Here is a 24,772-nt window from a genome sequence, read left to right on the forward strand (position 1 = left end):
GCGCGATCGCACCGAGCGCGCCGAGCGAGTGATTGGGGTTGGGCGTGTACCGGGTATTCGAGGCACTCGACGAGCTGGTCGCAATCGTCGAAGAGGCACGTAGTGTTCCGATGACGGCGAGCTGCGTGGTTCCGCGTGGCGACGTCCTCGAACTGCTCGACGACGTACGCGACGCGCTACCGCCCGAACTCGACGACGCACAGGACGTCCTCGATCACCGCGACAAGCTCATCGCGGACGCGCGGGCACAGGCGGACAAGACCGTCGGCGACGCCGACGAAGAAGCCCGCACCCTGCTTGAGGACGCGCGCGCGGATGCCGATCGGATGCTCGCGGACGCGAAGGCGCAGGCGGACCGGATGGTCGGCGAAGCACGGGCTCACGCCGACGAGCTCGTGCGCGACGCCCAGGCCGAGGCCGACGATCTCGTTGCCGAGGGGAACAAGCAGTACGAGAGCGTGACCGGACGCGCCCGGATCGAAGCCGATCGTCTGATCGAGTCCGGCCAGGCGTCGTACGAGCGCTCCGTCGCCGAGGGCGAGGCGGAGAAGGCACGGCTGGTCTCGCAGACCGAGGTGGTGCAGTCCGCGCACGCCGAGTCGGCGCGGGTGATCGATTCCGCGCATGCCGAGTCGGACCGCCTGCGCACCGAGTGCGACGAGTACATCGACGGCAAACTCGCGGAATTCGAGGAACTGCTGGGCACCACGCTCCGCTCGGTCGGCCGAGGCCGGCAGCAATTGCGCCTGTCCGGTGCCCCCGACTTCGCCGAAGCGGAGCACCGCGCCGCTCGCCGCCGCTGATTCCACAGGAAGTGCCGTTCCGGGATTTCCGCTGCCATCACGCATCGCGTATTATGGAGCGGTTGCCCAATCACGACCATGCGTCGTGTCCGACGTCGTTCGAAGTAGGTGAGTTCCCGTGTCCACCCGCAGTTCCAGCGCGTCTCGTCCCGGACGAGAAACCGGTCTGGTGCTCGACACGCTCTCCTTGGGCCGGCGGCCGGGGTCGATGCGCACGGTCGAGCGGACCGTGGCGTCGCCGTCGCGTATCGGTCTCGATCTGATCGCGATCGAGGAGGGCTCGGAGATCGACCTCGACCTCCGGATGGAGTCGGTGTCCGAGGGTGTCCTGGTCACCGGTACAGTTCGTGCCGAGGCCGTCGGTGAGTGCTCGCGGTGCCTCGAGTCGTTCACCTTGCCGGTGGACGTGTATCTCACCGAGCTGTTCGCCTATCCGAACAGCGTCACGGATCAGACCACCGAGGACGACGAGGCCTACCGTATCGAGGACGATCTCATCGATCTCGAACCGGTGCTCGTGAACGCGGTGGGCCTGGAACTTCCGCTGCAGCCGTTGTGTAGCGACGACTGCGCGGGATTGTGTCCCGAATGCGGCATTCGCCTGGCGATTGCGGAATCCGGGCACAGTCATGAGACAATGGATCCTCGCTGGGCTGGGTTGGCAGCCAAGTTCGGCGCAGGCTCCGAAGAACCCAGCAGTCAAAACGACAGCATGAACAACGAGGAGAAGTAGACGTGGCCGTCCCCAAGCGCAGAATGTCGCGTTCCAACACCCGGTCGCGGCGCAGCCAGTGGAACACCACTGCGCCGACGCTCGTCACCTGCCCGAACCGGGGTTGCGGAGAGAAGAAGCTGCCCCACGTGGCGTGCCCGTCCTGCGGCACCTACAACGGCCGTCAGGTGACCGCGCCCGTCTAAACGGTATTTCACGTGACGAGCAAGTCCTCAGAAACAGCTACCGAGGGCGGCGAAGAGAGCCACGAGTCTCTCCTCGCCGCCCTCGGCGTGCCTCTGGACGCCGAACTTCTGTCCTTGGCGCTCACCCACCGCTCGTATGCCTACGAGAACGGCGGGTTGCCTACCAACGAACGTCTCGAATTCCTCGGCGACGCGGTCCTCGGGCTCGCGGTCACCGAGAAGCTCTATCTCTCCCATCCCGACAAGTCGGAAGGGGAACTGGCCAAGATCCGCGCGAGTGTCGTCAACATGCACGCGCTCGCGGAAGTCGCGCGCGGCCTCGGCGACGGTGGCCTGGGAGCGCACCTGCTGCTCGGTAAGGGCGAAGAGCTCACCGGCGGACGTGACAAGGCCAGCATCCTCGCCGACGGCATGGAATCGCTCCTCGGAGCGGTGCATCTGCAGCACGGCATCGACGTGGCGCGCGAGGTGGTTCTGCGTCTGTTCGCCGCCCTGCTCGAGAGGGGGCCTCGCCTCGGCGCGGGCCTGGACTGGAAGACGAGTCTTCAGGAGCTGACCGCCGAACGCGGTCTCGGGGTTCCGGCCTACGAGATCTCCGCCACGGGCCCGGATCACGACAAGGAATTCACGGCGACCGCGCTCATCGGCGGCAATCCCTACGGGACCGGTGTCGGGCGGACCAAGAAGGAAGCCGAGCAGAAGGCCGCGGCCACCGCGTGGAACGCGCTGTCCGCGGGTGACGCGGGGAGCACCACCGACACGGAAACCTCGTCCGGGAGCAACTGACCGCACGTGCCGGAACTTCCCGAAGTCGAGGTGGTCCGTCGCGGGCTCGACGCGCATGTGGTCGGCGCGACCGTGAACTCGGTCCAGGTGCTCCATCCGCGTGCCGTCCGCCGGCACGAACCAGGCCCGCGCGACCTCGCCCTGCACTTGACCGGGCAGAAGGTCGCCTCCGCCGAACGCCGGGGCAAGTACCTGTGGCTCGTGCTCGAGCCCGCCGATCTCGCCCTCGTGGTGCACCTGGGAATGAGCGGGCAGATGCTCGTTCAGCCCCCGACCGTCCCGGACGAGAAGCATCTGCGTATCCGCGCCGTCCTCGACAACGGTGCCGATCTGCGCTTCGTCGACCAGCGCACCTTCGGTGGATGGGCCCTCGCCCCACTGATGGAAGTGGACGGCGATCGGCTGCCGCTGCCCGTCGCGCACATCGCCCGGGATCCGATGGATCCCCGATTCGACCCGGATGCCGTCGTGGCCGTGCTGCGCAGCAAACACACGGAGATCAAGCGCGCTCTGCTGGACCAGACGGTCGTGTCGGGCATCGGCAACATCTATGCCGACGAAGCGTTGTGGCGCGCAAGGATTCACGGTAATCGGCCGACCGACGCGCTGTCCCGTCCCACACTCCGGGCCGTGCTCGACGCAGCAGCCGAGGTCATGGTGCAGGCTCTCGGCCAGGGCGGCACGTCCTTCGACGCCCTCTACGTCAACGTCAACGGCGAGTCCGGCTACTTCGAGCGCTCGTTGAACGTCTACGGGCGCGAGAACGAGGGATGCCGACGATGCGGCGCTCCCATCCGCCGGGAGAAGTTCATGAACCGCTCGTCGTACAGCTGCCCGAAATGCCAGCCCCGGCCGCGGACCAGGGCTTCGTGACCGCCTGCCCGACATCTCCGTCGGCAGCGCATGGCAGGATTTCTCCCATGGCTGACCAGACAACCGACCGTCCCGCCACCGAACTGTGGGTCGAGCGCACCGGGACCCGCCGCTACACCGGTCGCAGCTCCCGCGGTGCCGAGGTGCTCATCGGCTCCGAGAACGTCGAGGGTGTCTTCACCCCCGGTGAGCTGCTCAAGATCGCGCTGGCCGCCTGCTCCGGGATGAGCTCGGACTTCCCGCTCTCGCGGCGCCTCGGCGACGACTACGACGCCACGATTCGTGTCTCCGGTGCCGCCGACCGGGAGAACGAGGTCTACCCGCACCTCGAGGAGGAGCTGATCCTCGATCTGTCCGAACTCGACGCCGACGCCCGGCTGCGGTTGATCGCCCTCGTCGAGCGGTCCGTCGACAAGGTGTGCACCGTCGGGCGCACGGTGAAGGCCGGTGCCGAGGTGTCCCTGACCATCACTGCGGAAGACTGAAGTCATGACCGGCCCGGCGGACCCCGAACGGCTCACGGCATGGGTGCACGGCCGCGTCCAGGGTGTCGGTTTCCGCTGGTTCACCCGTGCCCGTGCTCTGGAACTGGGCCTCGTGGGCCATGCGACGAACCAGCCGGACGGCCGGGTGCTCGTCGTCGCGGAAGGTCCGCGAGCCGCGCTCGAACAACTCCTGGGGTGGTTGCGCTCGGACGGCACACCGGGAGAGGTGAGTCTGGTCGTCGAATCCTGGGACGAGGCTCGCGGTGACCTGACCGGGTTCGTCGAGCGCTGAGTCGTCGGTAAGGTCGTTCCCCGTGTATCTCAAGAGTCTGACGCTGAAGGGTTTCAAGTCCTTCGCCTCGTCCACGACTCTCCGCTTCGAACCCGGCATCACCTGTGTGGTCGGGCCCAACGGCTCGGGCAAGTCGAATGTCGTCGACGCGCTCACCTGGGTGATGGGGGAGCAGGGCGCCAAAGCCCTGCGAGGCGGAAAGATGCAGGACGTCATCTTCGCCGGAACCGCAGGTCGTCCGCCCCTCGGTCGTGCCGAGGTGACTCTCACGATCGACAACTCCGACGGCGCACTGCCCATCGAGTACTCGGAGGTCTCGGTCACCCGCCGTATGTTCCGCGACGGGGCGGGCGAGTACGAGATCAACGGCAGCGCGTGCCGTCTCATGGATGTGCAGGAGTTGCTGTCGGACTCCGGCATCGGCCGCGAGATGCACGTCATCGTCGGGCAGGGACGCCTGGCCGCGATTCTCGAATCGCGGCCGGAAGACCGGCGCGCCTTCGTCGAGGAGGCCGCGGGTGTGCTCAAGCACCGCAAGCGCAAGGAGAAGGCGCTGCGGAAACTCGACTCGATGCAGGCCAATCTCGCCCGTCTGAACGACCTCACCGCGGAACTGCGCCGTCAGCTCAAACCGCTCGGGCGTCAAGCCGAGGTCGCGCGACGCGCCCAGACCATCCAGGCGGACCTGCGCGACGCCCGGCTACGTCTGGCCGCCGACGACCTGGTCACCCGCCGGGCCGAATTCGCCGGACACGACGAGCAGGAGCGGATGGTCCGCGAGCGCCTCGACCACGTGCTGTCCGCATTCGACGACGCGAACGCCGAACTCGCCCGCCACGAACACGCACTCGCGCAGCTCACCCCGGGCGCCGAAGCGGCCTCGCAGACCTGGTTCCGGCTGTCCGCACTCGCCGAACGTGTCTCGGCGACCGTGCGGGTCGCGCAGGAACGCGCACGCCACCTGCACGCCGAACCGGAGGATCGTTCCGGCCAGGACCCGGACGAGATGGAGGCACGAGCCGACCGGATCGCCGCCGAGGAGGCGGAACTGATCGAGGCCGTCGAGATCGCGCACGGAGCCCTGGAGGCGGCACGAGAACAGCTCGCTGCCCAGGAGGAGGCCGCAACCGCGGCCGAACGCGCGCACCTGGCCGCGGTGCGTGCCGTCGCCGATCGTCGTGAGGGGCTGGCACGACTGGCAGGTCAGGTGGACACCGTCCGCACCCGTGCCGAATCGATCGATGCGGAGATCGCCCGCTTGACCGTGGCCATCGAGGAGGCCAGGCTGCGCGGGGTCGCAGCCCAGGCCGAGTTCGAGACCGCGCAGGCCCGGATCGACGACCTCGACGCCGGCGAGGTCGACGCGGACGCCCAGCACGAGCGTGCGCTCGAGGCAGTGCGGCTCGCCGACGAACGGGTCGCCGAGCTCCAGGAAGCCGAACGGGCCGCGGGCAAGGAGGTCGCGTCGCTCGGTGCGCGCATCGAGGCCCTGTCGATGGGACTCGAACGCACCGACGGTGCCGCATGGCTGCTCGACAAGCGCCCCGGGGAGGGGCTCGTCGGCCGGCTCGCCGACCGGCTCCGCGTGTCCCCGGGATACGAGGCCGCGGTGGCCGCGGCCTTCGGCGCGGCGGCCGATGCCCTCGAAGCGGCGTCGGCCGACGCCGCGACCTCGGCGGTCGCGGCGCTCGCCGAGGCCGATCAGGGCCGGGTGGCGTTCGTACTTCCCGGCGCGGCCGGCCCCGGCGACACCGGCGAGCTGCCGGCCGGGGCGCGGTGGCTGCGTGCGGTGGTCGAGTGCCCCGCCGACCTGCGCGGTGGCGTCGAAGGGTTGCTCGCCCGCACGGTGGTGGTCGACGACGTGCTCACCGCCCTCGACGTGTGCGCCGCCCGGCCCGATCTGCGGGCCGTGACCCGCGGGGGAGATCTCGCCGGAGCCGGCTGGCTGATCGGTGGTTCCCATCGTGCCCCGAGCACCCTCGAGATCCAGGCGGCCATCGACACCTCACGGGCCGGTCTCGAGCAGGCCGTGCGCCGATCGGAGGAACTGGCCGCGGCCCTGGCGGGTGCGCTCGCCGAGCAGGCCGAACGCGCCGAACACGTCGAACAGACCCTCGCCGCGCTCAACGAATCCGACGCCGCGATGTCCGCTGTCTACGAGCAGCTCGGGCGTCTCGGGCAGGCAGCACGGACCGCGCATGCCGAATCCGGCCGCCTCGCCGCCCAGCGTGCCGAAGCGGAGAAGGAACGCGACGCGGCACGCGAGAAGCTCGTCGAACTCGAGGAACGGCTGCACCTGGCGGAGGACGACTCGGCGGGGACCGGAGACGGAGCCGGTACCGAGCACACCGCGGTCGAACGGGAGATGGCCGCGGCGGCCCTCGCCGAGGTGCGGTCCGTGGAGGTCGAGGCGCGACTTGCCGCCCGCACGGCCGAGGAGCGCGCCGAAGCGCTTCGTGGCAAAGCGGATTCGCTGCGTCGTGCGGCGCAGACGGAGCGAGAGGCCCGCGCCCGTGCCGAACGCGCGCGTGTCGCGCGACGACAGGCCGCGGCCGTCGCCGCGGCCGTCGCCGAAGCAGGGCAACGGCTCGCCGGCGAACTCGACGTGGCGGTGGCGGCGGCGCTCACGCAACGGGACGAGCTGAACCGCCGACGCGCCGAATGCTCCGAACAACTCGACCGGGCCCGCGAACTCGTACGTGAACTGACGGCGCAGCGCGATCAGCTCACCGACGCGGTGCATCGCGACGAGGTCGCCCGCGCCCAGGCGGTACTCCGTATCGAGCAGCTCGAGCAGAACATCCTCGAACAACACGGAATCGCCCCGGACGATCTCGTCGCCGAATACGGCCCCGACGTGCCGCTGCCGCCGACGCCGTTGGAGATGGCCGAATACGAACAGGCCCGCGAACGAGGCGAGCAGGTCGTCGCGCCGCAACCCATGCCCTACGACCGGGCGACACAGGAGCGCCGGGCCAAGCGTGCGGAGAAGGATCTCGCGACGCTCGGGCGGGTCAACCCGCTCGCGCTTGAGGAGTTCGCAGCCCTCGAAGAGCGCTACAACTTCCTGTCCACCCAGCTCGAGGACGTCAAGAACGCCCGGAAGGACCTGCTGGCCGTGGTCGAGGAGGTCGACGCGCGCATCCTGCAGGTGTTCACGGAGGCGTATGCCGACGTCGAGCGCGAGTTCGAGCAGGTCTTCGCGAAGCTGTTCCCCGGCGGTGAAGGCCGGCTCGTGCTCACCGACCCCAGCGACATGCTCACGACGGGGATCGAGGTCGAGGCCCGCCCGCCCGGCAAGAAGGTCAAGCGGCTGTCGCTGTTGTCGGGCGGGGAGAAGTCCCTGACGGCGGTGGCGATGCTCGTCGCGATCTTCCGGGCGCGCCCGTCACCCTTCTACGTCATGGACGAGGTCGAGGCCGCGCTGGACGACACCAATCTGCGGCGTCTGATCGGCCTGTTCGAGCAACTCCGGGAGAAGTCCCAACTCATCGTCATCACGCATCAGAAACCCACGATGGAGGTCGCCGACGCGCTGTACGGCGTGAGCATGCGGGGCGACGGCATCACCAGGGTCATCTCGCAGCGTCTGCGCGGCCGGGAGGTCGCGACATCGGTCCCCGAACCGGAAGACGAGCTCCGCGCCTGACAGTATGGGTGAGTGAGTACCGGAGCCTGGATAGTCATCGCCGCCGCGCTGGCGGTCGTTCTCGTCGCGCTGGTCGTCGGTCTGACCCTCTACCGTCGTCGGCAGGTGTCACTGAAGGCGCCCGAGACCCCGCAGATCGATTCCGCCGAGACCAAGGACCGTTCCGGCGGTTACAAGGCGCAGAGCGGATTCAACTTCTCGCAGGGGGCGGCCGCGCCGCCGGCGCCCGCGCCCGCGCCGAAACCTGCACCGAAACCGGCGCCGCCCGCACCACCTACCGTGCCGCTGCCGGAGGAGGTCACCGAAGCCCCGCCGACGGCGCCTGCCCCTGCGGAACCGAAGCCGGCAGAGCCGAAGCCGAAGCCCGCAGAACCCGAACCGGTCGAACCGGAGGTCGCGCCGGAACCGACGCGTCCGGCACCCGAACCCGTCGAGCCCGAGGTCGTCCCCGAACCGTCGCGTCCGGCACCCGAGCGGGTCGAACCCGAGGTCGCTCCGGAGCCCGAGCCGGCACCCCGACCCGAGACCGCGCCGGAGACGGAGACGAAGACGGTCGCCGAGCCGGAGGTACTGCCCGCCCCTGTCGAACCGGCCGGACCGGCCGCCGTCCCGCCGGCGCCGCCGATCGAGGAGATCGAGCCTACCGCGGGACGCCTCGTCCGCCTGCGCGGCCGGCTGGCCCGCTCGCAGTCCGCGGTCGGCAAGAGCCTGCTCGGTCTGCTCGGCGGTGGCGACCTCGACGAGGACTCCTGGGAGGAGATCGAGGACACCCTGCTCGTCGCGGACCTCGGCGCCGCCACGACGACGAAGATCGTCGACCGCCTCCGCGAGGAGATGGTCGCGCACAACGTGCGCAGTGAGGCCGATGCCCGTGCCGTCCTGCGCAGCGTGCTCGTCGACGAGCTGCGGCCCGAACTCGACCGCTCCATCCGGGCACTTCCGCACGAGGACCACCCCGCGGTGCTGCTCGTCGTCGGTGTCAACGGAACCGGTAAGACCACCACCACCGGCAAGCTCGCCCGGGTCCTCGTCGCAGACGGGCGGCGAGTGCTGCTCGGCGCGGCCGACACCTTCCGTGCCGCGGCCGCCGACCAGTTGCAGACGTGGGCCGAACGGGTCGGCGCCGAGGTCGTGCGGGGCAAGGAGGCCGCAGACCCGGCCGCGGTCGCCTTCGATGCCGTGGCGAAGGGCATCGAGAACGGTGTCGACGCGGTCCTCGTCGACACCGCCGGCCGCCTGCACACCAAGACCGGTCTGATGGACGAGCTCGGCAAGGTCAAGCGCGTCGTGGAGAAGAAGGCCGCTGTCGACGAGGTGCTGCTCGTTCTCGACGCGACCATCGGACAGAACGGTCTGATGCAGGCCCGTGTATTCGCCGACGTCGTCGACATCACCGGCGTGGTGCTCACCAAGCTCGACGGCACCGCGAAGGGCGGCATCGTCTTCCAGGTGCAGCACGAGCTCGGCGTCCCGGTCAAGCTCGTCGGCCTCGGTGAGGGTGCCGACGATCTGGCCCCGTTCGAACCCGAGGCGTTCGTCGACGCTCTGCTCGGCTGATCCGTCCCGGGCCCTCCGGCCGCTGTCCGCTCCTGCGGACAGCGGCCGGTTTCGTCGGTGAGGACGCCGCTGCGAACACTGTGAAACAAGGACGAAACAAGGTCGCTTCCTGCGTTCACGCCGACGAAACAGCGCAGCGCCTCCACCGAAACATCGGGGCAGCAAGCTTTCCCTCGACAACGCGCCGCTCGGCGCGGCCTACAGGGAGGTTGCAAGTGGAGGAAGTGGTGAACACGGGCGACGCGGCATGGATGCTGATGGCTGCGTCCCTCGTGCTGCTGATGACCCCGGGCCTGGCGTTCTTCTACGGTGGGATGTCGCGGTCCAAGTCCGTGCTGAACATGATGATGATGTCCTTCGGCGCGATGGCGCTCATCGGTGTCATCTACGTGCTGTGGGGCTGGTCCATGTCCTACGGGACCCAGAACGTGCTCGGCATCTTCGCGAACCCGTTCGAACAGTTCGGCCTGCAGGGTGCCATCTACGACGAGAACGGCGAGTTCCTCCCCGGACTCGGCAACTACCCGCAGATCATCGACATCGGCTTCCAGGTGACCTTCGCGATCATCACCACCGCGCTGATCAGCGGTGCGCTCGCCGAGCGCGTGAAGTTCGGTACGTGGATGGCGTTCGTCGCGATCTGGGTGACCTGCGCATACTTCCCGCTCGCCCACATGGTGTGGGGTGGCGGACTGCTGTCGGGCTCCGAGGACAGCATCGCGGCCGCACTGTTCGGAACCGTCGACGACGGTGAGGGCGGCTTGACCGCCGCGGTTCACCCGATCGACTTCGCCGGTGGCACGGTCGTGCACATCAACGCCGGTATCGCGGCCCTGGTCCTGGCTCTCGTCGTCGGCAAGCGCGCCGGCTTCGGACGCACCGCCTTCCGCCCCCACAACCTGCCCTTCGTCATGCTCGGCGCCGCCCTGCTGTGGTTCGGATGGTTCGGCTTCAACGCGGGCTCGGCCTTCGCCGCCGACGGCACCGCCGGCCTGGCCTGGGTCAACACCACCACCGCCACTGCTGCCGCCATCCTCGGCTGGCTCGTCACCGAGCGGTTCCGTGACGGCAAGGCGACCAGCCTCGGTGCTGCTTCCGGTGCGGTCGCAGGCCTGGTGGCCATCACTCCCGCTGCCGGTTCGCTGAGCCCGGTCGGATCGATCGCGCTCGGTGTGATCGCCGGTGTCCTGTCCGCCCTCGCGGTGGGCCTGAAGTACCGGTTCGGTTACGACGACTCGCTCGACGTCGTCGGTGTCCACCTCGTGTCGGGCCTGTGGGGCACCGTCGCCATCGGTTTCCTCGGCACCGAGACCGGACTGTTCTACGGTGGCGACTACAAGCAGCTCGTCATTCAGATCGTCATCGCAGTCGTCGCCCTGGTGTTCACCGCCATCGTCACTGCAGTGATCGCCTTCGCGCTCAAGCCGATGGGCTGGCGCGTGACCGACGAGGAAGAGGCCCGCGGTATCGACGAAGCCGAGCATGCGGAATCCGCATACGACTTCGCGCCGGCTCTCAAGTGATAAGAAGACCACGACAGTGAGCAGTGAAGACAGCGGCCAGCGGGCACTGGGAAGGATGAGGATATGAAGCTGATCACGGCGATCATCAAGCCGTTCACGCTCGAGGACGTCAAGGCAGGTCTCGAGCAGGCGGGTGTGCTCGGAATGACCGTCAGCGAGGTCCAGGGCTACGGCCGGCAGAAGGGCCACACCGAGGTTTACCGCGGGGCGGAATACTCCGTCGATTTCGTCCCGAAGGTGCGCGTCGAGGTCGTCGTGGACGACGCCACTGTCGACAAGGTCGTGGAGACCATCGTCGAGGCGTCCCGCACCGGGAAGATCGGTGACGGCAAGGTGTGGGTGACCCCCGTGGAAGGCGTGGTCCGGGTCCGCACCGGAGAACGAGGTTCGGATGCACTCTGACCCCAAGGGGTCCGGCACTCGAGGCCCTGATTCCGCTGCCCGGGCAGCGGGATCGGGGCCTCCCGTGTACTCGGACCGAAAGTCTGAGGTCGGGTCCTCGGGCCGCTCGCCTGCGCCGGGCGCCGCCGCCGACCTGGCGGTGGCCCGCGACACCCTGCTCTCCGGGGGGCCGCGTAGCCGCCGGCTGGACACGGTCGCCCTGCGCCATGCCCTCGTGGACCTGCACGAATTCTGGTTGACGACGAAGAGTTCCGAGGTCGGGATCAAGGGAGAGGGTGGCTTCGCCATCGTCGCCGTCGGAGGTCTCGGCCGCCGCGAGATGCTCCCGTACTCCGACCTCGATCTCATCCTGCTCCACGACGACATGGCCCCGGCCGTGGTGTCGAAGGTCGCCGATCAGCTCTGGTATCCGCTGTGGGACGCGCACATCAAACTCGACCACAGCGTCCGGACCGTTCCGCAGGCCCTCCAGGTGTTCTCGGCCGATCTCACCGCTGCGCTGGGGATGCTCGAGGCCCGGCACATCGCGGGCGACGCCCAGCTGAGCAATCTGCTCATCGGCGGTGTGCGGCGTCAGTGGCGTACCGGGATCCGCTCCCGGTTCGACGAACTCATCGAGATGACCGAGGCGAGGTGGGAGCGAAGCGGACAGATCGCTCACCGAGCCGAGCCCGACCTCAAGAGCGGTCGCGGCGGGTTGCGGGACGTGCAGTTGCTCAATGCCCTGTCCGTCGCGCAGCTCACCGACGGCATGCCGGGACTGGGGCCGGACGTGCCCGGCGGCGGCCTCGCGGCCGCCCACCGCAGACTGCTCGATGTCCGCACCGAACTGCACCGCGTCGCGGGCCGATCCCGTGATCAGCTGCGTGCCCAGGACGCCGACGAGATCGCCGCGGCGCTGCGGATCGGGGACCGTTTCGATCTCGCGCGGGTGCTCACCGAATCGGCCCGTACCGTCAGCTACTCCGTGGACGTGGGTCTGCGCACGGCCGCGAATTCGCTACCGCGCAAGGGCCTGTCCCGATTGCGTCGCGGGCCGGTACGACGTCCCCTCGACGAGGGAGTCGTCGAACACGGGGGAGAGGTGGCTCTCGCGCGCGACGCCCATCCGCGCCGGGACCCGGGTTTGATCACGCGGGTCGCTGCTGCGGCCGCGCAGGGCGGGTTGCCCGTCTCGGCGGCGACACTCACCCGGCTCGCCGACCACGCTCCCGAGCTGCGCGAGCCCTGGCCACGCGAGGCGCTCGACGACTTTCTGGTGCTCCTGGGCTCGGGCCGCCGGGCGGTTGACGTCATCGAGTCGCTGGATCGGACCGGGCTCTGGGGACGGCTGCTCCCCGAATGGGGTGCGGTACGCGATCTCCCCCCACGCGACGCCGTCCACACCTGGACCGTCGACCGGCATCTGGTCGAGACGGCGGTGTACGCGAGCGAACTGACCACGCGGGTCGCGCGCCCGGACCTGCTCGTGCTCGGAGCGCTGCTGCACGACATCGGCAAAGGCCGCGGCGGGGACCACTCCGTGGTCGGAGCCGAGCTCGCCCTGCAGATCGGGCGCCGGATGGGATTGTGGCCGTCGGATCTCGCCCTGCTCACGGCAATGGTGCGGCACCACCTGCTGCTGCCGCATACCGCGACCCGCCGGGATCTCGAGGATCCCGAGACGGTGGCGTCGGTGGTCGATGCGCTCGGCGGCGATCCGGTCCTGCTCGATCTGCTCCACGCTCTCGCCGAGGCGGACTCGCAGGCCACGGGCCCCGGCGTGTGGGGTGACTGGAAGGCGGCTCTGATCCGGGAACTCGTGCGTCGTTGCCGGATGATGATGGCGGGTGACGAGTTGCCCGCGCCGGATCCGATCGACCCCGGGCTCGTTCGCCTCGCCGAGGAGGGCGCCCTGCACGTCGCGCTCGAGGCGCGCGAGGACGGCCGCAGTTTCACCGCGACCTTCGTCGCGCCCGACGAGAGGGGAGTGCTGTCCGACGAGGCGGGAGTGCTCTCGCTGCACGGTCTGCGGGTGCTCTCGGCGTCGATCGCCAGCCACGCCGGCAGTACCGTCAACACGTTCGTCGTGGTTCCGCGGTTCGGTTCTCCTCCGGAAGCCGCCCTGCTACGGCAGGAACTCGTGCGGGCGAAATCCGGTGATCTCGACCTGCTCGGGGCACTGGAGGCGAAGGACCGGGCCGCGCTCGAGAGCCGGCTTCCCGAACGCACAGCGCGAGCGGTGCCCGTCAGCGGGGCACTCGCGCCGCCGCGGATCATCTGGTTCGAGACGAACGAACCGGGTCAGGTCGTGCTCGAGATCCGATCGGAGGACCGGATCGGACTGTTGTGCCGACTCGCCGACGTCTTCGAACGTGTCGGAGCCGACGTGCGATGGGCGCGGGTGAGCACGCTGGGTTCGACGGTGATCGACTCGTTCTGCGTCGATCTTGCCGGCGCCCACACCCGCGTCTCCCGGGAACGTCTCGAAGGGGAGCTTCTCGCGGTCCTGCCCGCTCCCGGCCCGGCCGAGGTTGCCGACACGAAGTGACCGTGCGGGTGACCCGTCGCCGGGGGGCGGGCCACCCGCGGTCGCGCCTCGACACGAGCGGTTACCCTGGTTCGCAGCATTGTCCGCATCTTCGTCAGAGCTCAGGAGCGCATTCGGTGTTCGAATCCCTTTCCGACAGGTTGACAGGGGTCCTGAAGGACCTGCGCGGCAAGGGCCGGCTGTCCGACGCCGACATCGACGCGACCTGCCGCGAGATCCGGCTGGCCCTGCTCGAAGCCGACGTCGCATTGCCGGTCGTCCGCGAGTTCATCAAGAAGATCAAGGAGCGGGCCAAGGGCGCCGAGGTCCACGGTGCGCTGAACCCGGCCCAGCAGGTCGTCAAGATCGTCAACGAGGAGCTCGTCGGGATCCTCGGTGGGGAGACCCGGCGACTGCGATTCGCGAAGACGCCTCCGACGGTCGTCATGCTCGCGGGTCTGCAGGGTGCGGGTAAGACGACCCTCGCGGGCAAGCTCGCGAAATGGCTCAAGGGCCAGGGACACACCCCCTTGCTGGTGGCGTGCGACCTCCAGCGCCCCGGCGCCGTCACCCAGCTGCAAGTGGTGGGCGAGCGCGCCGGCGTCGCGGTGTTCGCTCCGCACCCCGGTACCTCCATCGGTGGCGGCGACAACGCGCTCGGTGTCACGGCCGCCGACCCGATCGCGGTGGCCGAACAGGGTATCGCCGAGGCCCGCACCAAGCAGTACGACGTCGTGATCGTCGATACCGCCGGTCGTCTCGGCATCGACGAGGAACTCATGGCGCAGGCCGCGGGCATCCGCGACGCGGTGAATCCCGACGAGGTGCTGTTCGTTCTCGACGCCATGATCGGCCAGGACGCCGTGAGCACCGCCGAAGCGTTCCGCGAGGGCGTGGGTTTCACCGGCGTGGTGCTCACCAAGCTCGACGGCGACGCCCGCGGTGGTGCCGCGCTCAGCGTCCGCGAACTGACCGGACAGCCGATCATGTTCGCGTCCACGGGTGAGAAGCTCGAGGACTTCGACGTCTTCCACCCCGAACGTATGGCGAGCCGCATCCTCGGCATGGGTGACGTGCTCACCCTCATCGAGCAGGCCGAGCAGGTCTTCGACGCCCAGCAGGCCGAGGCCACCGCCGGCAAGATCGGTTCGGGCGAGCTGACCCTCGAGGACTTCCTCGAGCAGATGATGGCCGTGCGGAAGATGGGCCCCATCGCCAACCTCCTGGGCATGCTGCCCGGGGCCGGCCAGATGAAGGACGCCCTGGCCAACGTCGACGAGAAGCAGCTCGACCGGATCCAGGCGATCATCCGGGGCATGACACCGGAGGAACGTGCCAACCCGAAGATCATCAACGGATCACGGCGCCTGCGTATCGCCAACGGCTCCGGTGTGAAGGTCTCCGACGTCAATCAGCTCGTCGACCGCTTCTTCGAGGCCCGGAAGATGATGACCGCGATGGCCGGGCAGATGGGTATCCCGGGAGCCCGCAAGAACCAGCGCAAGAAGGGCAAGAAGGGGAAGAAGGGTGGGCGCGGCCCCACCCCGCCGAAGGTCCGGGGCGGCCTGCCCGGCGGTTTCCCCGGCCTGCCGGGAGGTATGCCCGCCGGGATGCCCGACCTGTCGAAGATGCCGAAGGGGCTCGACGAGCTTCCTCCGGGTCTCGAGGGCTTCGACCTGTCGAAGCTGAAATTCCCCAAGAACTGACGCGGACCGGCATCCGGCGGCCGCGAGCCACCGGGTGCCGGTTTCGTCCTGGCTCGCGCATCTGGCAGAATGGTGCGCTGTCGTCGCATCCGGTTACGTACCGCGCGGCGGTCACAGGATAGAGGCAAAACCGGGCGTGCCAGAAGGGCGCGTCGTCCGAATTGCACGTGACACGCGCCCAGGCGCACCCCGAAGGAGAACACAGCAGTGGCTGTCAAGATCAAGCTCACCCGTCTCGGCAAGATCCGCAACCCGCAGTACCGCGTCGTCGTCGCGGACTCGCGCACCCGCCGTAACGGCCGGGCCATCGAGACCATCGGCAAGTACCACCCGAAGGAAGAGCCTTCGCTGATCGAGATCGACTCCGAGCGTGCGCAGTACTGGCTGGGTGTCGGCGCGCAGCCGACCGAGCCGGTCCTCAACCTCTTCAAGATCACCGGCGACTGGCAGAAGTTCAAGGGTCTGCCGGGTGCCGAGGGCACGCTGAAGAAGGCGGAGCCGAAGCCCTCCAAGCTCGAGCTGTTCCAGGCCGCCCTCGCGCAGGCCGAGAACGAGCCGGCCGCCGAGGCCGTCACGCCCAAGAAGAAGAAGGCTGCCAAGGAGGAGGCCGCGGAGGCCGAGTCCACCGAGGCCGCCGAGTAATGAGCGCCGTGGTCGCCGATGCCGTCGAGCATCTCGTTCGTGGAATCGTCGCCCATCCCGACGACGTCCGTGTCGACCTGATCGCAGGTCGCCGCGGACGCACCGTCGAGGTGCATGTCAACCCCGATGATCTCGGCAAGGTGATCGGCCGGGGCGGACGCACCGCCACCGCTCTGCGGACCCTCGTCACCGGTATCGGTGGCCGGGGTATCCGTGTCGACGTCGTCGACACCGACCGTTAGGCGAGCGAGGGTGGAGCTCGTCGTGGGCCGTGTGGTCAAGTCACACGGCATCAGAGGCGAAGTGGTCGTCGACGTCCGCACCGACGAGCCCGAAGAGCGCTTCGCCGTCGGCGCGGTCCTGCGCGGCCGCAAGCCCCGCGACCAGCACCTGCACGACTACACGGTGGAAGCCGCCCGGGAGCATTCCGGGCGGCTTCTGCTGCGTCTGCAGGGCGTCGACGGTCGCGATGCGGCCGACGCGCTGCGTGGGGTGCTGTTCGTCGTCGACAGTGCCGATCTGCCGCCGTCCGACGACCCGGACGAGTTCTACGACCACGAACTCGAAGGTCTCACCGTGCGGATCGTCGCGGGACGACCGGACGGGGGAACCGAGGTCGGCACGGTGCGGGAGGTCCTGCACACCGCGGCCGGTGAACTGCTGTCCATCCGGCCGACCGGACAGGATCGTGCGGAGGTGCTCGTCCCGTTCGTCACCGAGATCGTGCCGACGGTGTCCGTCCGCGAGGGTGTCATCGAGATCGACCCGCCCGAGGGTCTGCTCGACCCCGATTTCGGTGAGCCTCCGTCCAAGAAGAAGACGAGCGAGGGGAAGCAGTAGTCCGTGCGACTCGACGTCGTCACCATCTTCCCCGAATATCTCGAACCCCTGCGTGTCGCGTTGCTCGGCAAGGCGATCGACAAGGGATTGATCTCGGTCGGAGTGCACAACCTGCGCGACTGGACCCACGACGTGCACAAGGCCGTCGACGACTCGCCCTACGGCGGCGGGCCGGGCATGGTCATGAAACCCACCGTGTGGGGTCCGGCGCTCGACGACGTCCTGGCAGGACCGGACGGCGAGGCCGACCCGGAGGTGCTGCTCGTCGTCCCGACTCCCGCGGGGCGCCGATTCGATCAGGCCACGGCGCAACGCTGGTCACAGGAGAAACGGATCGTCTTCGCGTGCGGTCGCTACGAGGGTATCGACCAGCGTGTTTTCGACGATGCCGCGCGCCGGGTGCGGGTCGAAGAAGTGAGCATCGGCGATTACGTCCTCATCGGGGGTGAGGTCGCCGTGCTCGTGATGGTCGAGGCGGTGGTGAGGCTGCTTCCCGGAGTCCTCGGCAATCAGCAGTCGCATCAGGAGGATTCGTTCTCCGACGGTCTCCTCGAAGGGCCGAGTTACACGCGGCCGGCGGTCTGGCGCGAGCTCGAGGTGCCGTCGGTACTGCTGTCCGGTGATCACGCGAAGGTCGCTCGGTGGCGCCACGAGCAGTCGCTGGCACGCACGCGCGAGCGCCGCCCCGATCTGCTTCCGCCCGGCGCCTGACGGTCCGGGCGTCCGCTCGTCTCAGCGCTGGTGATCGGTGCCGAGAATCGTCTCGGCGGCCATGGTCACGGTCTCCCGCGCATGCTGCGCACTACTGTCCGTCGTCGCGTCGTAGAGCGCAGTGTCCGGGAGGAATCCCGTGCCGTACAGCGGGTCCGATTCGTCGTAGGTGACTTCTTCCCGCGCGGCGATCACCACCACGAACCGGTGGTCCTCGCCGAAGAATCCGGTGGACAGGTGCAGCCACTCCTCGCCGGGGCAGCACATCCATCCTTGCTTCACCCCGAGATCGGCCGGGTCCACGAGCGCCGAGGGCAGCCCGAAGCGCTGGTCGTAGCCGTCGACACCCCGGTCGGTGTACTCCGACAGATGTCCCACGATCCGGGCGGCCGCCTGCTCGGTCGCTCCGCTGCTGAGCAGATCGTCGTACCAGGTGAGCAGATCGGACGCCGTCGTGGTCGTGTTCCACCACCACGACTCCTGATCCGGCGCGGCGGTGCCGGTGAGTGCGTGGCGCTCCGCCACCTCCTCGACGATCTCGGGACCGCCGTAGGCCTCCCACAACACGGTCGCCGCGCTGTCGTCCGAGGACCGCAGCATCGCGCGGATCAGCTCGTGGTCGTCGTCGGAGACCGATTCCTGCAGTGCCTGCTGCCGGAGCACTTCCTCGGCGATGAACAGTTTCACGGTCGAGGCCGTCTCGAAGGGCTCGTCCGCGCCGCCGAGGACCCGGGCCCCGGTTTCACGGTCGAGCACGGCGACGGTGAGTCGTGCTCTTCGGTCGGCGGCGAGTGCGACGGCGGAATCGATGCGGTCGGAGAACCCGGCCGCCCCCACGAGGATGTCCGGTGAGTCGTCGCGGTCGGAGTCCACGGCGGAGCCGAGTGCGAGCGTCTCGTGGGCGACGGACTGCGGCTGGATCGAATCGCAGCCGGATCCGACCAGCGCAACAGCCACGAACAGCATCATCGCGCCCGATCGTGCGCGCCCGCGCCTGCACTTCATCTTCGGCTCCTGTGTTCCATTGTGCTGTGGACACTAGCGTCGGCGCACGGGGGAGGACCGCCGGGGGACGCGTGCGGCCACAGGGGCAGCTGTGGAAGGGCAACTGTAGGGTCGTTCGACGTGACGACCGAACTCGACACCGTGAACCGGCGGATCGCCCAGGAACTCGACGTCCGCGAACATCAGGTCGCTGCGGCGGTGGCCCTGCTCGACGGGGGCGCGACCGTGCCGTTCGTCGCGCGCTACCGCAAGGAGGCGACCGGCGGACTCGACGACGCCCAACTGCGTACCCTCGAGGAACGCCTCCGCTATCTGCGCGAACTCGACGAGCGCCGTGCCGCGATCCTCGAATCGATCGAGGCTCAGGGCAAGCTGGACGACGCACTGCGCGGGCAGATCATGGTCGCCGAGACCAAAGCCCGCCTCGAGGACATCTATCTCCCGTTCAAGCCCAAGCGCCGCACGAAGGCCCAGATCGCGCGGGAAGCCGGGCACGAACCCGTCGCCGACGCGCTGATCGGCGATCCCACCACGGATCCCACAGGATTCACCTCCGAGCAACTCGACGGCGCCCGGGCGATCCTCGTCGAGCGGTTCGCCGAGGACGCGGACCTCGTCGGCGAGCTCCGCGAGGCCATGTGGACGCGCGGGAAGGTGACCTCCACCGTGCGTGCCGGCAAGGCGAACGACGGCGCGAAGTTCTCCGACTACTTCGAGTTCTCGGAACCGTTCACCGACCTCCCCTCGCACCGCATCCTCGCGCTCCTGCGCGGCGAGAAGGAGGAGGTGCTCTCGCTGTCCTTCGACCCCGAGACGGACGAGCCCGTCCCCGGTGAGCGCAGCTACTACGAGGGGCGGATCGCGACTCGCTTCGGTATCGCCGACCAGGGACGCGCGGCGGACACATGGCTGCTCGACACCGTGCGGTGGGCGTGGCGCACCAAACTGCAGATGTCGCTCGCGCTCGACATCAGGATGCGGTTGCGGCAGTCGGCGGAGAAGGACGCGGTCGACGTGTTCGCCGCGAACCTCAAGGATCTGCTGCTCGCGGCGCCGGCCGGAACGCGGCCCACGATGGGCCTCGACCCGGGCTACCGGACGGGGACGAAGGTCGCGGTCGTCGACGGCACCGGCAAGGTCGTCGACCACACCACCATCTACCCTCACCAGCCGCACAACAAGCGGGACGAGGCCCTCGCCGTCCTCGCGGCGCTCGTCGCGCGGCACGGCGTCGAGCTGATCGCGATCGGAAACGGCACGGCTTCGCGTGAAACCGACGCCCTCGCTGCCGAACTCGTGTCCCTGGCCCGAATTCCCGGCCTGACGAAGATCGTCGTGTCCGAGGCCGGCGCGTCCGTCTACTCCGCGTCGGAATACGCGACGAAGGAACTTCCGGACCTCGACGTGTCCATCCGGGGCGCGGTCTCCATCGCCCGCCGCCTACAGGATCCCCTCGCCGAGCTCGTCAAGATCGACCCGAAGTCGATCGGTGTCGGCCAGTACCAGCACGACGTCTCGGAGACGATGCTCGCGCGCTCGCTCGGCGCGGTGGTCGAGGACGCGGTGAACGCCGTCGGTGTCGACGTGAACACGGCCTCGGTACCGCTGCTGTCCCGGGTCTCCGGCATCACCGGCTCGCTCGCAGAGAGCATCGTCGCCCACCGCGACCAGCACGGTCCGTTCCGGGCGCGCACCGCGCTGAAGGACGTGTCGCGTCTGGGCCCGAAGGCGTTCGAACAGTGCGCGGGCTTCCTGCGCATCCCCAACGGTGACGACCCGCTCGACGCCTCCGCCGTGCACCCCGAGGCGTATCCGGTGGTGCGCCGGATCGTCGACCGCACCGGCAGCAGTGTGCGCGACCTTCTCGGCAACACCGCGACCCTGCGGAAGCTGCGACCGGACGAGTTCGCCGACGACCGGTTCGGTGTTCCGACGGTGACGGACATCATCTCCGAGCTCGAGAAGCCCGGCCGCGACCCGCGTCCCGAGTTCCGGACTGCGACCTTCGCCGCGGGGGTCGAGAAGGTCGCGGACCTGAAGCCGGGCATGGTGCTCGAGGGCGTGGTGACCAATGTGGCGGCCTTCGGCGCGTTCGTCGACGTGGGAGTGCATCAGGACGGCCTCGTGCACGTCTCCGCCATGTCGCGCAGCTTCGTGAAGGACCCGCACGACGTCGTCCGTTCCGGTGAGGTCGTCAAGGTGAAGGTCCTCGAGGTGGATGTCGCCCGCCAGCGCATCGGCCTGACGCTGCGACTCGACGACGAGCTGCCCGCCGCGGACGCCGACAGGTCCGGTGGCCCTTCGCGCGGGAACGGACGTCGTCCGGGGAACAAGGCCGCCGGCGGGCGGGACCGGAACGGCCAGGGCGGCCGTGCCCAACAGGGCCGCGGAGGCGACCGTGCACAACAGGGCCGCGGAAGCGACCGGCGTTCCGGCCCGGCCGCGTCGGGATCGATGGCCGACGCTCTGCGCCGCGCCGGGTTCGGCAACAACTAGCGGAGGTCCCCGGCCGCGGCCGGGGACCCCGGCCCGGCCGGCGCGAAGTGCACCGGATCTCGCGCCTGTGCCTGCGATGCTGTGAGCATGAACTCCACGGTGGCAGGGTGATGCGGCGATGCTGAGCTGGTTCCGCCGCGAGATCGTCGACCAAGGGCACCTGCCGATGCTGTTCTTCCTGATCGGCTTCGTGCTCGCGTTCGCTTTCATCCGGATCAGCGTGCGGTTGATCCGTGCGCAGGTCCGGTGGTGGCCCGGGAACATCACTCCCGGCGGGCAGCACGTGCACCATGTGGTGTTCGGCGTGGTCATGATGGTGATCGCCGGTGGGGGATTGATCGCGATCTCCGAGGACGGGAACCGTATCGGTGCCACCGTCCTGGCGACACTGTTCGGTATCGGTGCCGCGCTGACCCTCGACGAGTTCGCGTTGATCTTCTATCTGAACGACGTGTACTGGGAGGAACAGGGGAGGGTGTCGGTCGACGCCGTCTTCGTCGCGATCGCGGTGACGGGGATGTGGTTGCTCGGGCTCCGCCCTTTCGAACTCGGTGACACGGAGAACTTCGACGACGCCGGAGATCGGGTGCAGCGTGCAGGACTCGTCGTGGCGGTGCTCGTGAATCTCGTCCTCGCCGCCATCGTCCTCGCGAAAGGCAAGATCTGGACCGGGCTCGTGGGGTTGTTCGTCGTCCCTCTGCTGTGGGTGGGCGCGATCAGGCTCTCCCGGCCCGGGGCGCCCTGGGCGCGCTGGCGGTATGCAGAGCGGCCGCGGCGGATGAGGCGGGCTGTCGCGCGGGAGCGCCGCCTGCGCCGTCCGGTGATCCGCGCCAAGATCTTCGTGCAGGACCTGATCGCGGGATCGCCGGATCTCGAGACCGTGCGGGGCAGCGTGGAGCATTCGCGGACCGCGGCCGAAGCCGAATTGGACCGGCGGGTGCGCCCGGCCCCGCCGCCGATTTCTTCGATCGGCGCTCCGTCTGGCACAATGGACGGGTTGCCCCGTTCGGGCACGCCTACCTGACCTGGGCACGAACCGGTCGAGCCCGCCACACGGCGGTCGCCGCCAGGTTCCTCTGCTCGAGCGAACAAGAGGATGAACAACCGATGAACACCCTGGACTTTCTGGACGCCAAGTCGCTGCGCGACGATATCCCGGACTTCCGTCCCGGCGACACTCTCGATGTGCACGTCAAGGTCATCGAGGGCAGCAAGGAGCGCGTGCAGGTCTTCAAGGGCGTCGTGATCCGGCGTCAGGGCGGCGGCATCCGCGAGACCTTCACCGTCCGCAAGGTTTCCTTCGGCGTGGGCGTGGAGCGTACCTTCCCGGTGCACAGCCCCAACCTTGCGAAGATCGACGTGCTGACCCGTGGCGACGTCCGTCGCGCGAAGCTCTACTACCTGCGTGAGCTGCGCGGCAAGGCTGCCAAGATCAAGGAGAAGCGCTGATCTTCGGCTGCTGACCCCAGCGTCGTACGACCCGGCCCGGACCTGTGTCCGGGCCGGGTCGTCGCTTTCGTGGGGATCTCCCGGCATCCGGAGCGGGTGGGTGCTCGTCCTCGGCAGTCCGCCTCGAGGCAGACGCTAGTCTGTCGAGGTGGCAGATTCCCCGCACGAACCGACGGACCCGGATACGAACCGTGGTGATCGTCGAGGACAGGCTCGGAGCGACCGGGCCGACGGCGCACATCACCGGCGCGAGGACCCCGCGATCAGTGGTACGGCGGCGAAGGAGAAGAAGCAGAAGTCCTTCTGGCGCGAACTGCCGATTCTGCTCGTCGTCGCCCTCGCTCTGAGTTTTCTGCTGCAGACCTTCGTCGCGCGCGTCTATCTCATCCCGTCCGAGTCGATGGAGCCGACGCTGCACGGCTGCCCGGGTTGCACCGGCGATCGTATCGTCGTGGAGAAGGTCGGATATCTCTTCACCGATCCCCGTCCGGGCGACGTCGTCGTCTTCGAGGGGCCGGATTCGTGGTCGGAGGGGTACACCTCGACCCGCTCGGACAATGTCGTCCTGCGTGGACTGCAGGAACTCGGCTCGCTCGTCGGGGTCGTCCCTCCCGACGAGAACGATCTCGTCAAGCGCGTGATCGCGGTGGGCGGACAGACCGTCGAATGCTGCGACGACCAGGGACGTGTCCTCGTCGACGGTGTTCCGCTCGACGAGCCGTACGTGACCATGGACTATCCGTTCACGCCCGGCGTCCTCACCTGCGATACGGAGGTGCCCTCCGGACGGTGCTTCGGACCGATCACGGTTCCCGAAGGCCACGTCTGGGTCATGGGGGACAACCGGAGCAACTCCGCCGACTCCCGCTATCACGTGGGCGACGAGAACCAGGGCACCATCCCGGTCGAGAACATCATCGGAAAAGCCCGCTTCATCGTGCTGCCTCCCGGCCGGTGGGGCACGATCGACTCCCCGGAGATCCTCCCCTCGTGACTGCGTGGCCCCCGCGACCTGTGATCCGGCGATCCTCGGGACTGCGGACGATGGAATCGGCGCTCGTGCGATGCGGTCTCGGTCCGGTCGCGGGTGTCGACGAAGCCGGTCGGGGAGCGTGCGCCGGCCCGCTCGTCGTCGCCGCGTGCATGCTCGGGGCCAGACCCCACGCCTCGCTCGATCGCCTCGACGACTCCAAGAAGCTCACCGAACGCACGCGCGAGGAACTGTATTCGGTGATCGTGCGACGCGCCGTGGCGTGGAGTGTGGTGGTGATTCCGGCTCCGGAGGTCGACGCGATCGGCATCCACGTCGCGAACATCGAGGGGATGCGCCGCGCTGTCGCAGGATTGTCGACCCCGCCGGGCTACGTGCTCACCGACGGATTCCGGGTGCCCGGTCTGCCGGCGCCGTCCCTGCCGGTGATCGGGGGCGATGCCGCAGCCGCGTGCATCGCCGCGGCCAGTGTGCTGGCGAAGGTCACACGCGATCGCATGATGGTCGAACTCGACCGGGAGATACCGGAGTACGGTTTCGCAGTACACAAGGGTTACAGCACCCCGACGCACATGGCGGCGCTGGCGGAGCACGGCGCATCGCCGCATCATCGGCGTTCGTGGGCCAACGTGCGCTCGGTGTGCGGAGTTCCCGGCGTCCGGCGGAGATTGTTCGCCGACGACGGAGGGCGTCGATTGTTCACCGACGACGGAGGGCGTCGATTGTTCACCGACGACGGAGGGCGTCGATTGTTCACCGACGAGGCCGATGCGGGATGATTGCAGGACACACCAGATTGGGAGGACACCGAGACCGATGAGTGCCGAGGATCTCGAGAAGTACGAAACCGAGATGGAGCTCTCGCTGTACAGGGAGTACCGGGACATCGTCGGTCAGTTCGCGTACGTCGTGGAGACCGAACGCCGGTTCTACCTGGCGAATGCGGTCGAACTGCTGCCGCACAACGCCAACGGCGAGGTGTACTTCGAAGTACGGATGTCCGACGCCTGGGTGTGGGATATGTACCGGCCGGCGCGTTTCGTCAAACACGTCCGGGTCATCACCTTCAAGGACGTCAACATCGAGGAGCTGGACAAACCCGAGCTGCGGTTGCCCGACAAGCTGGGGTGAACCG

General features: G+C 68.7%; 24 protein-coding genes. 23 read left to right on the plus strand and 1 reads right to left on the minus strand.

The window, feature by feature from the left end:
* Window positions 1-44: 44 nt before the first annotated feature.
* The 17 genes from MOM01_RS04525 (at window position 45) to trmD (ending at window position 17,696) form a co-directional block, all read left to right on the plus strand.
* Complete coding sequence (locus MOM01_RS04525; RefSeq protein WP_241384207.1) at window positions 45-803, plus strand: DivIVA domain-containing protein; 759 nt, start codon at window positions 45-47, stop codon at window positions 801-803.
* Window positions 804-921: 118 nt separating this feature from the next.
* Window positions 922-1,536 (plus strand): YceD family protein, encoded by a 615-nt coding sequence (locus MOM01_RS04530; protein WP_241384208.1) that lies wholly within the window; start codon window positions 922-924, stop codon window positions 1,534-1,536.
* Between the two features lie 2 nt (window positions 1,537-1,538).
* Entirely contained in the window at window positions 1,539-1,721 is a 183-nt protein-coding gene (rpmF, locus tag MOM01_RS04535; RefSeq protein ID WP_006551208.1) for a 50S ribosomal protein L32, read from the plus strand.
* Window positions 1,722-1,733: 12 nt separating this feature from the next.
* Entirely contained in the window at window positions 1,734-2,507 is a 774-nt protein-coding gene (rnc, locus tag MOM01_RS04540) for a ribonuclease III (RefSeq protein WP_241384209.1), read from the plus strand.
* 6 nt (window positions 2,508-2,513) lie between these two features.
* A complete protein-coding gene (mutM, locus tag MOM01_RS04545) occupies window positions 2,514-3,380 on the plus strand; it encodes a bifunctional DNA-formamidopyrimidine glycosylase/DNA-(apurinic or apyrimidinic site) lyase (RefSeq protein ID WP_241384210.1) in 867 nt (288 codons plus the stop codon).
* 47 nt (window positions 3,381-3,427) lie between these two features.
* The gene (locus MOM01_RS04550; RefSeq protein ID WP_241384211.1) at window positions 3,428-3,865 is read left to right on the plus strand and encodes an OsmC family protein; all 438 of its coding nucleotides are present in this window, start codon (window positions 3,428-3,430) and stop codon (window positions 3,863-3,865) included.
* Between the two features lie 4 nt (window positions 3,866-3,869).
* Window positions 3,870-4,157, plus strand: coding sequence for an acylphosphatase (locus MOM01_RS04555; protein ID WP_241384212.1), 288 nt, complete (start codon window positions 3,870-3,872; stop codon window positions 4,155-4,157).
* A gap of 22 nt (window positions 4,158-4,179) precedes the next feature.
* Window positions 4,180-7,806, plus strand: coding sequence for a chromosome segregation protein SMC (gene smc, locus MOM01_RS04560; protein WP_241384213.1), 3,627 nt, complete (start codon window positions 4,180-4,182; stop codon window positions 7,804-7,806).
* Window positions 7,807-7,818: 12 nt separating this feature from the next.
* Complete coding sequence (ftsY, locus tag MOM01_RS04565; protein ID WP_241384214.1) at window positions 7,819-9,363, plus strand: signal recognition particle-docking protein FtsY; 1,545 nt, start codon at window positions 7,819-7,821, stop codon at window positions 9,361-9,363.
* A gap of 215 nt (window positions 9,364-9,578) precedes the next feature.
* A complete protein-coding gene (locus MOM01_RS04570; RefSeq protein ID WP_241384215.1) occupies window positions 9,579-10,886 on the plus strand; it encodes an ammonium transporter in 1,308 nt (435 codons plus the stop codon).
* Window positions 10,887-10,949: 63 nt separating this feature from the next.
* On the plus strand, window positions 10,950-11,288 hold the full coding sequence (locus MOM01_RS04575; protein WP_241384216.1) for a P-II family nitrogen regulator: 339 nt from the start codon (window positions 10,950-10,952) through the stop codon (window positions 11,286-11,288).
* Window positions 11,278-13,818 carry a [protein-PII] uridylyltransferase gene (locus tag MOM01_RS04580; protein WP_241384217.1) on the plus strand — a complete coding sequence of 847 codons (2,541 nt, stop codon included), beginning with the start codon at window positions 11,278-11,280 and terminating at the stop codon, window positions 13,816-13,818. Before MOM01_RS04575 ends, MOM01_RS04580 begins: the two co-directional genes overlap by 11 nt.
* A gap of 116 nt (window positions 13,819-13,934) precedes the next feature.
* The gene (gene ffh, locus MOM01_RS04585) at window positions 13,935-15,503 is read left to right on the plus strand and encodes a signal recognition particle protein (RefSeq protein WP_241384218.1); all 1,569 of its coding nucleotides are present in this window, start codon (window positions 13,935-13,937) and stop codon (window positions 15,501-15,503) included.
* Between the two features lie 207 nt (window positions 15,504-15,710).
* On the plus strand, window positions 15,711-16,145 hold the full coding sequence (gene rpsP / locus MOM01_RS04590; RefSeq protein WP_241384219.1) for a 30S ribosomal protein S16: 435 nt from the start codon (window positions 15,711-15,713) through the stop codon (window positions 16,143-16,145).
* Complete coding sequence (locus MOM01_RS04595) at window positions 16,145-16,387, plus strand: RNA-binding protein (RefSeq protein ID WP_006550954.1); 243 nt, start codon at window positions 16,145-16,147, stop codon at window positions 16,385-16,387. The genes rpsP and MOM01_RS04595 overlap by 1 nt, the downstream gene beginning before the upstream one ends.
* 10 nt (window positions 16,388-16,397) lie before the next feature.
* Entirely contained in the window at window positions 16,398-16,985 is a 588-nt protein-coding gene (gene rimM, locus MOM01_RS04600) for a ribosome maturation factor RimM (RefSeq protein WP_241384220.1), read from the plus strand.
* A 3-nt stretch (window positions 16,986-16,988) separates the two neighbouring features.
* On the plus strand, window positions 16,989-17,696 hold the full coding sequence (gene trmD / locus MOM01_RS04605) for a tRNA (guanosine(37)-N1)-methyltransferase TrmD (RefSeq protein WP_241384221.1): 708 nt from the start codon (window positions 16,989-16,991) through the stop codon (window positions 17,694-17,696).
* Between the two features lie 21 nt (window positions 17,697-17,717).
* On the opposite strand, the gene MOM01_RS04610 is transcribed toward trmD, so the two are convergent.
* Window positions 17,718-18,701, minus strand: coding sequence for a class A beta-lactamase-related serine hydrolase (locus MOM01_RS04610; protein WP_241384222.1), 984 nt, complete (start codon window positions 18,699-18,701; stop codon window positions 17,718-17,720).
* A gap of 120 nt (window positions 18,702-18,821) precedes the next feature.
* Between MOM01_RS04610 and MOM01_RS04615 the strand changes: the two genes are divergently transcribed.
* The 6 genes from MOM01_RS04615 (at window position 18,822) to MOM01_RS04640 (ending at window position 24,768) form a co-directional block, all read left to right on the plus strand.
* The gene (locus MOM01_RS04615) at window positions 18,822-21,197 is read left to right on the plus strand and encodes a Tex family protein (RefSeq protein ID WP_241384223.1); all 2,376 of its coding nucleotides are present in this window, start codon (window positions 18,822-18,824) and stop codon (window positions 21,195-21,197) included.
* Window positions 21,198-21,315: 118 nt separating this feature from the next.
* Window positions 21,316-22,221, plus strand: a complete 906-nt coding sequence (locus tag MOM01_RS04620) for a hypothetical protein (RefSeq protein ID WP_241384224.1) — start codon at window positions 21,316-21,318, stop codon at window positions 22,219-22,221.
* A gap of 83 nt (window positions 22,222-22,304) precedes the next feature.
* The gene (rplS, locus tag MOM01_RS04625; RefSeq protein ID WP_006550960.1) at window positions 22,305-22,646 is read left to right on the plus strand and encodes a 50S ribosomal protein L19; all 342 of its coding nucleotides are present in this window, start codon (window positions 22,305-22,307) and stop codon (window positions 22,644-22,646) included.
* A gap of 262 nt (window positions 22,647-22,908) precedes the next feature.
* A complete protein-coding gene (lepB, locus tag MOM01_RS04630) occupies window positions 22,909-23,640 on the plus strand; it encodes a signal peptidase I (RefSeq protein WP_241384625.1) in 732 nt (243 codons plus the stop codon).
* Window positions 23,637-24,416 (plus strand): ribonuclease HII, encoded by a 780-nt coding sequence (locus tag MOM01_RS04635; RefSeq protein ID WP_241384225.1) that lies wholly within the window; start codon window positions 23,637-23,639, stop codon window positions 24,414-24,416. Before lepB ends, MOM01_RS04635 begins: the two co-directional genes overlap by 4 nt.
* Window positions 24,417-24,453: 37 nt before the next feature.
* Window positions 24,454-24,768, plus strand: a complete 315-nt coding sequence (locus MOM01_RS04640; RefSeq protein ID WP_006550963.1) for a DUF2469 domain-containing protein — start codon at window positions 24,454-24,456, stop codon at window positions 24,766-24,768.
* Window positions 24,769-24,772 lie beyond the last annotated feature (4 nt).

This window comes from Rhodococcus sp. CH91 (genome assembly GCF_022554085.1).
Classification (GTDB): domain Bacteria; phylum Actinomycetota; class Actinomycetes; order Mycobacteriales; family Mycobacteriaceae; genus Rhodococcus.

What these genes read in the sequence shown, in the direction of transcription:
- rplS (WP_006550960.1), top strand. Translation starts at nt 22,305, where the DNA reads ATGAACACCCTGGACTTTCTGGACGCCAAGTCGCTGCGCGACGATATC.
- MOM01_RS04610 (WP_241384222.1), bottom strand. Translation starts at nt 18,701, where the DNA reads ATGAAGTGCAGGCGCGGGCGCGCACGATCGGGCGCGATGATGCTGTTC.
- MOM01_RS04555 (WP_241384212.1), top strand. Translation starts at nt 3,870, where the DNA reads ATGACCGGCCCGGCGGACCCCGAACGGCTCACGGCATGGGTGCACGGC.
- MOM01_RS04575 (WP_241384216.1), top strand. Translation starts at nt 10,950, where the DNA reads ATGAAGCTGATCACGGCGATCATCAAGCCGTTCACGCTCGAGGACGTC.
- MOM01_RS04550 (WP_241384211.1), top strand. Translation starts at nt 3,428, where the DNA reads ATGGCTGACCAGACAACCGACCGTCCCGCCACCGAACTGTGGGTCGAG.
- MOM01_RS04640 (WP_006550963.1), top strand. Translation starts at nt 24,454, where the DNA reads ATGAGTGCCGAGGATCTCGAGAAGTACGAAACCGAGATGGAGCTCTCG.
- MOM01_RS04595 (WP_006550954.1), top strand. Translation starts at nt 16,145, where the DNA reads ATGAGCGCCGTGGTCGCCGATGCCGTCGAGCATCTCGTTCGTGGAATC.
- MOM01_RS04620 (WP_241384224.1), top strand. Translation starts at nt 21,316, where the DNA reads ATGCTGAGCTGGTTCCGCCGCGAGATCGTCGACCAAGGGCACCTGCCG.
- MOM01_RS04580 (WP_241384217.1), top strand. Translation starts at nt 11,278, where the DNA reads ATGCACTCTGACCCCAAGGGGTCCGGCACTCGAGGCCCTGATTCCGCT.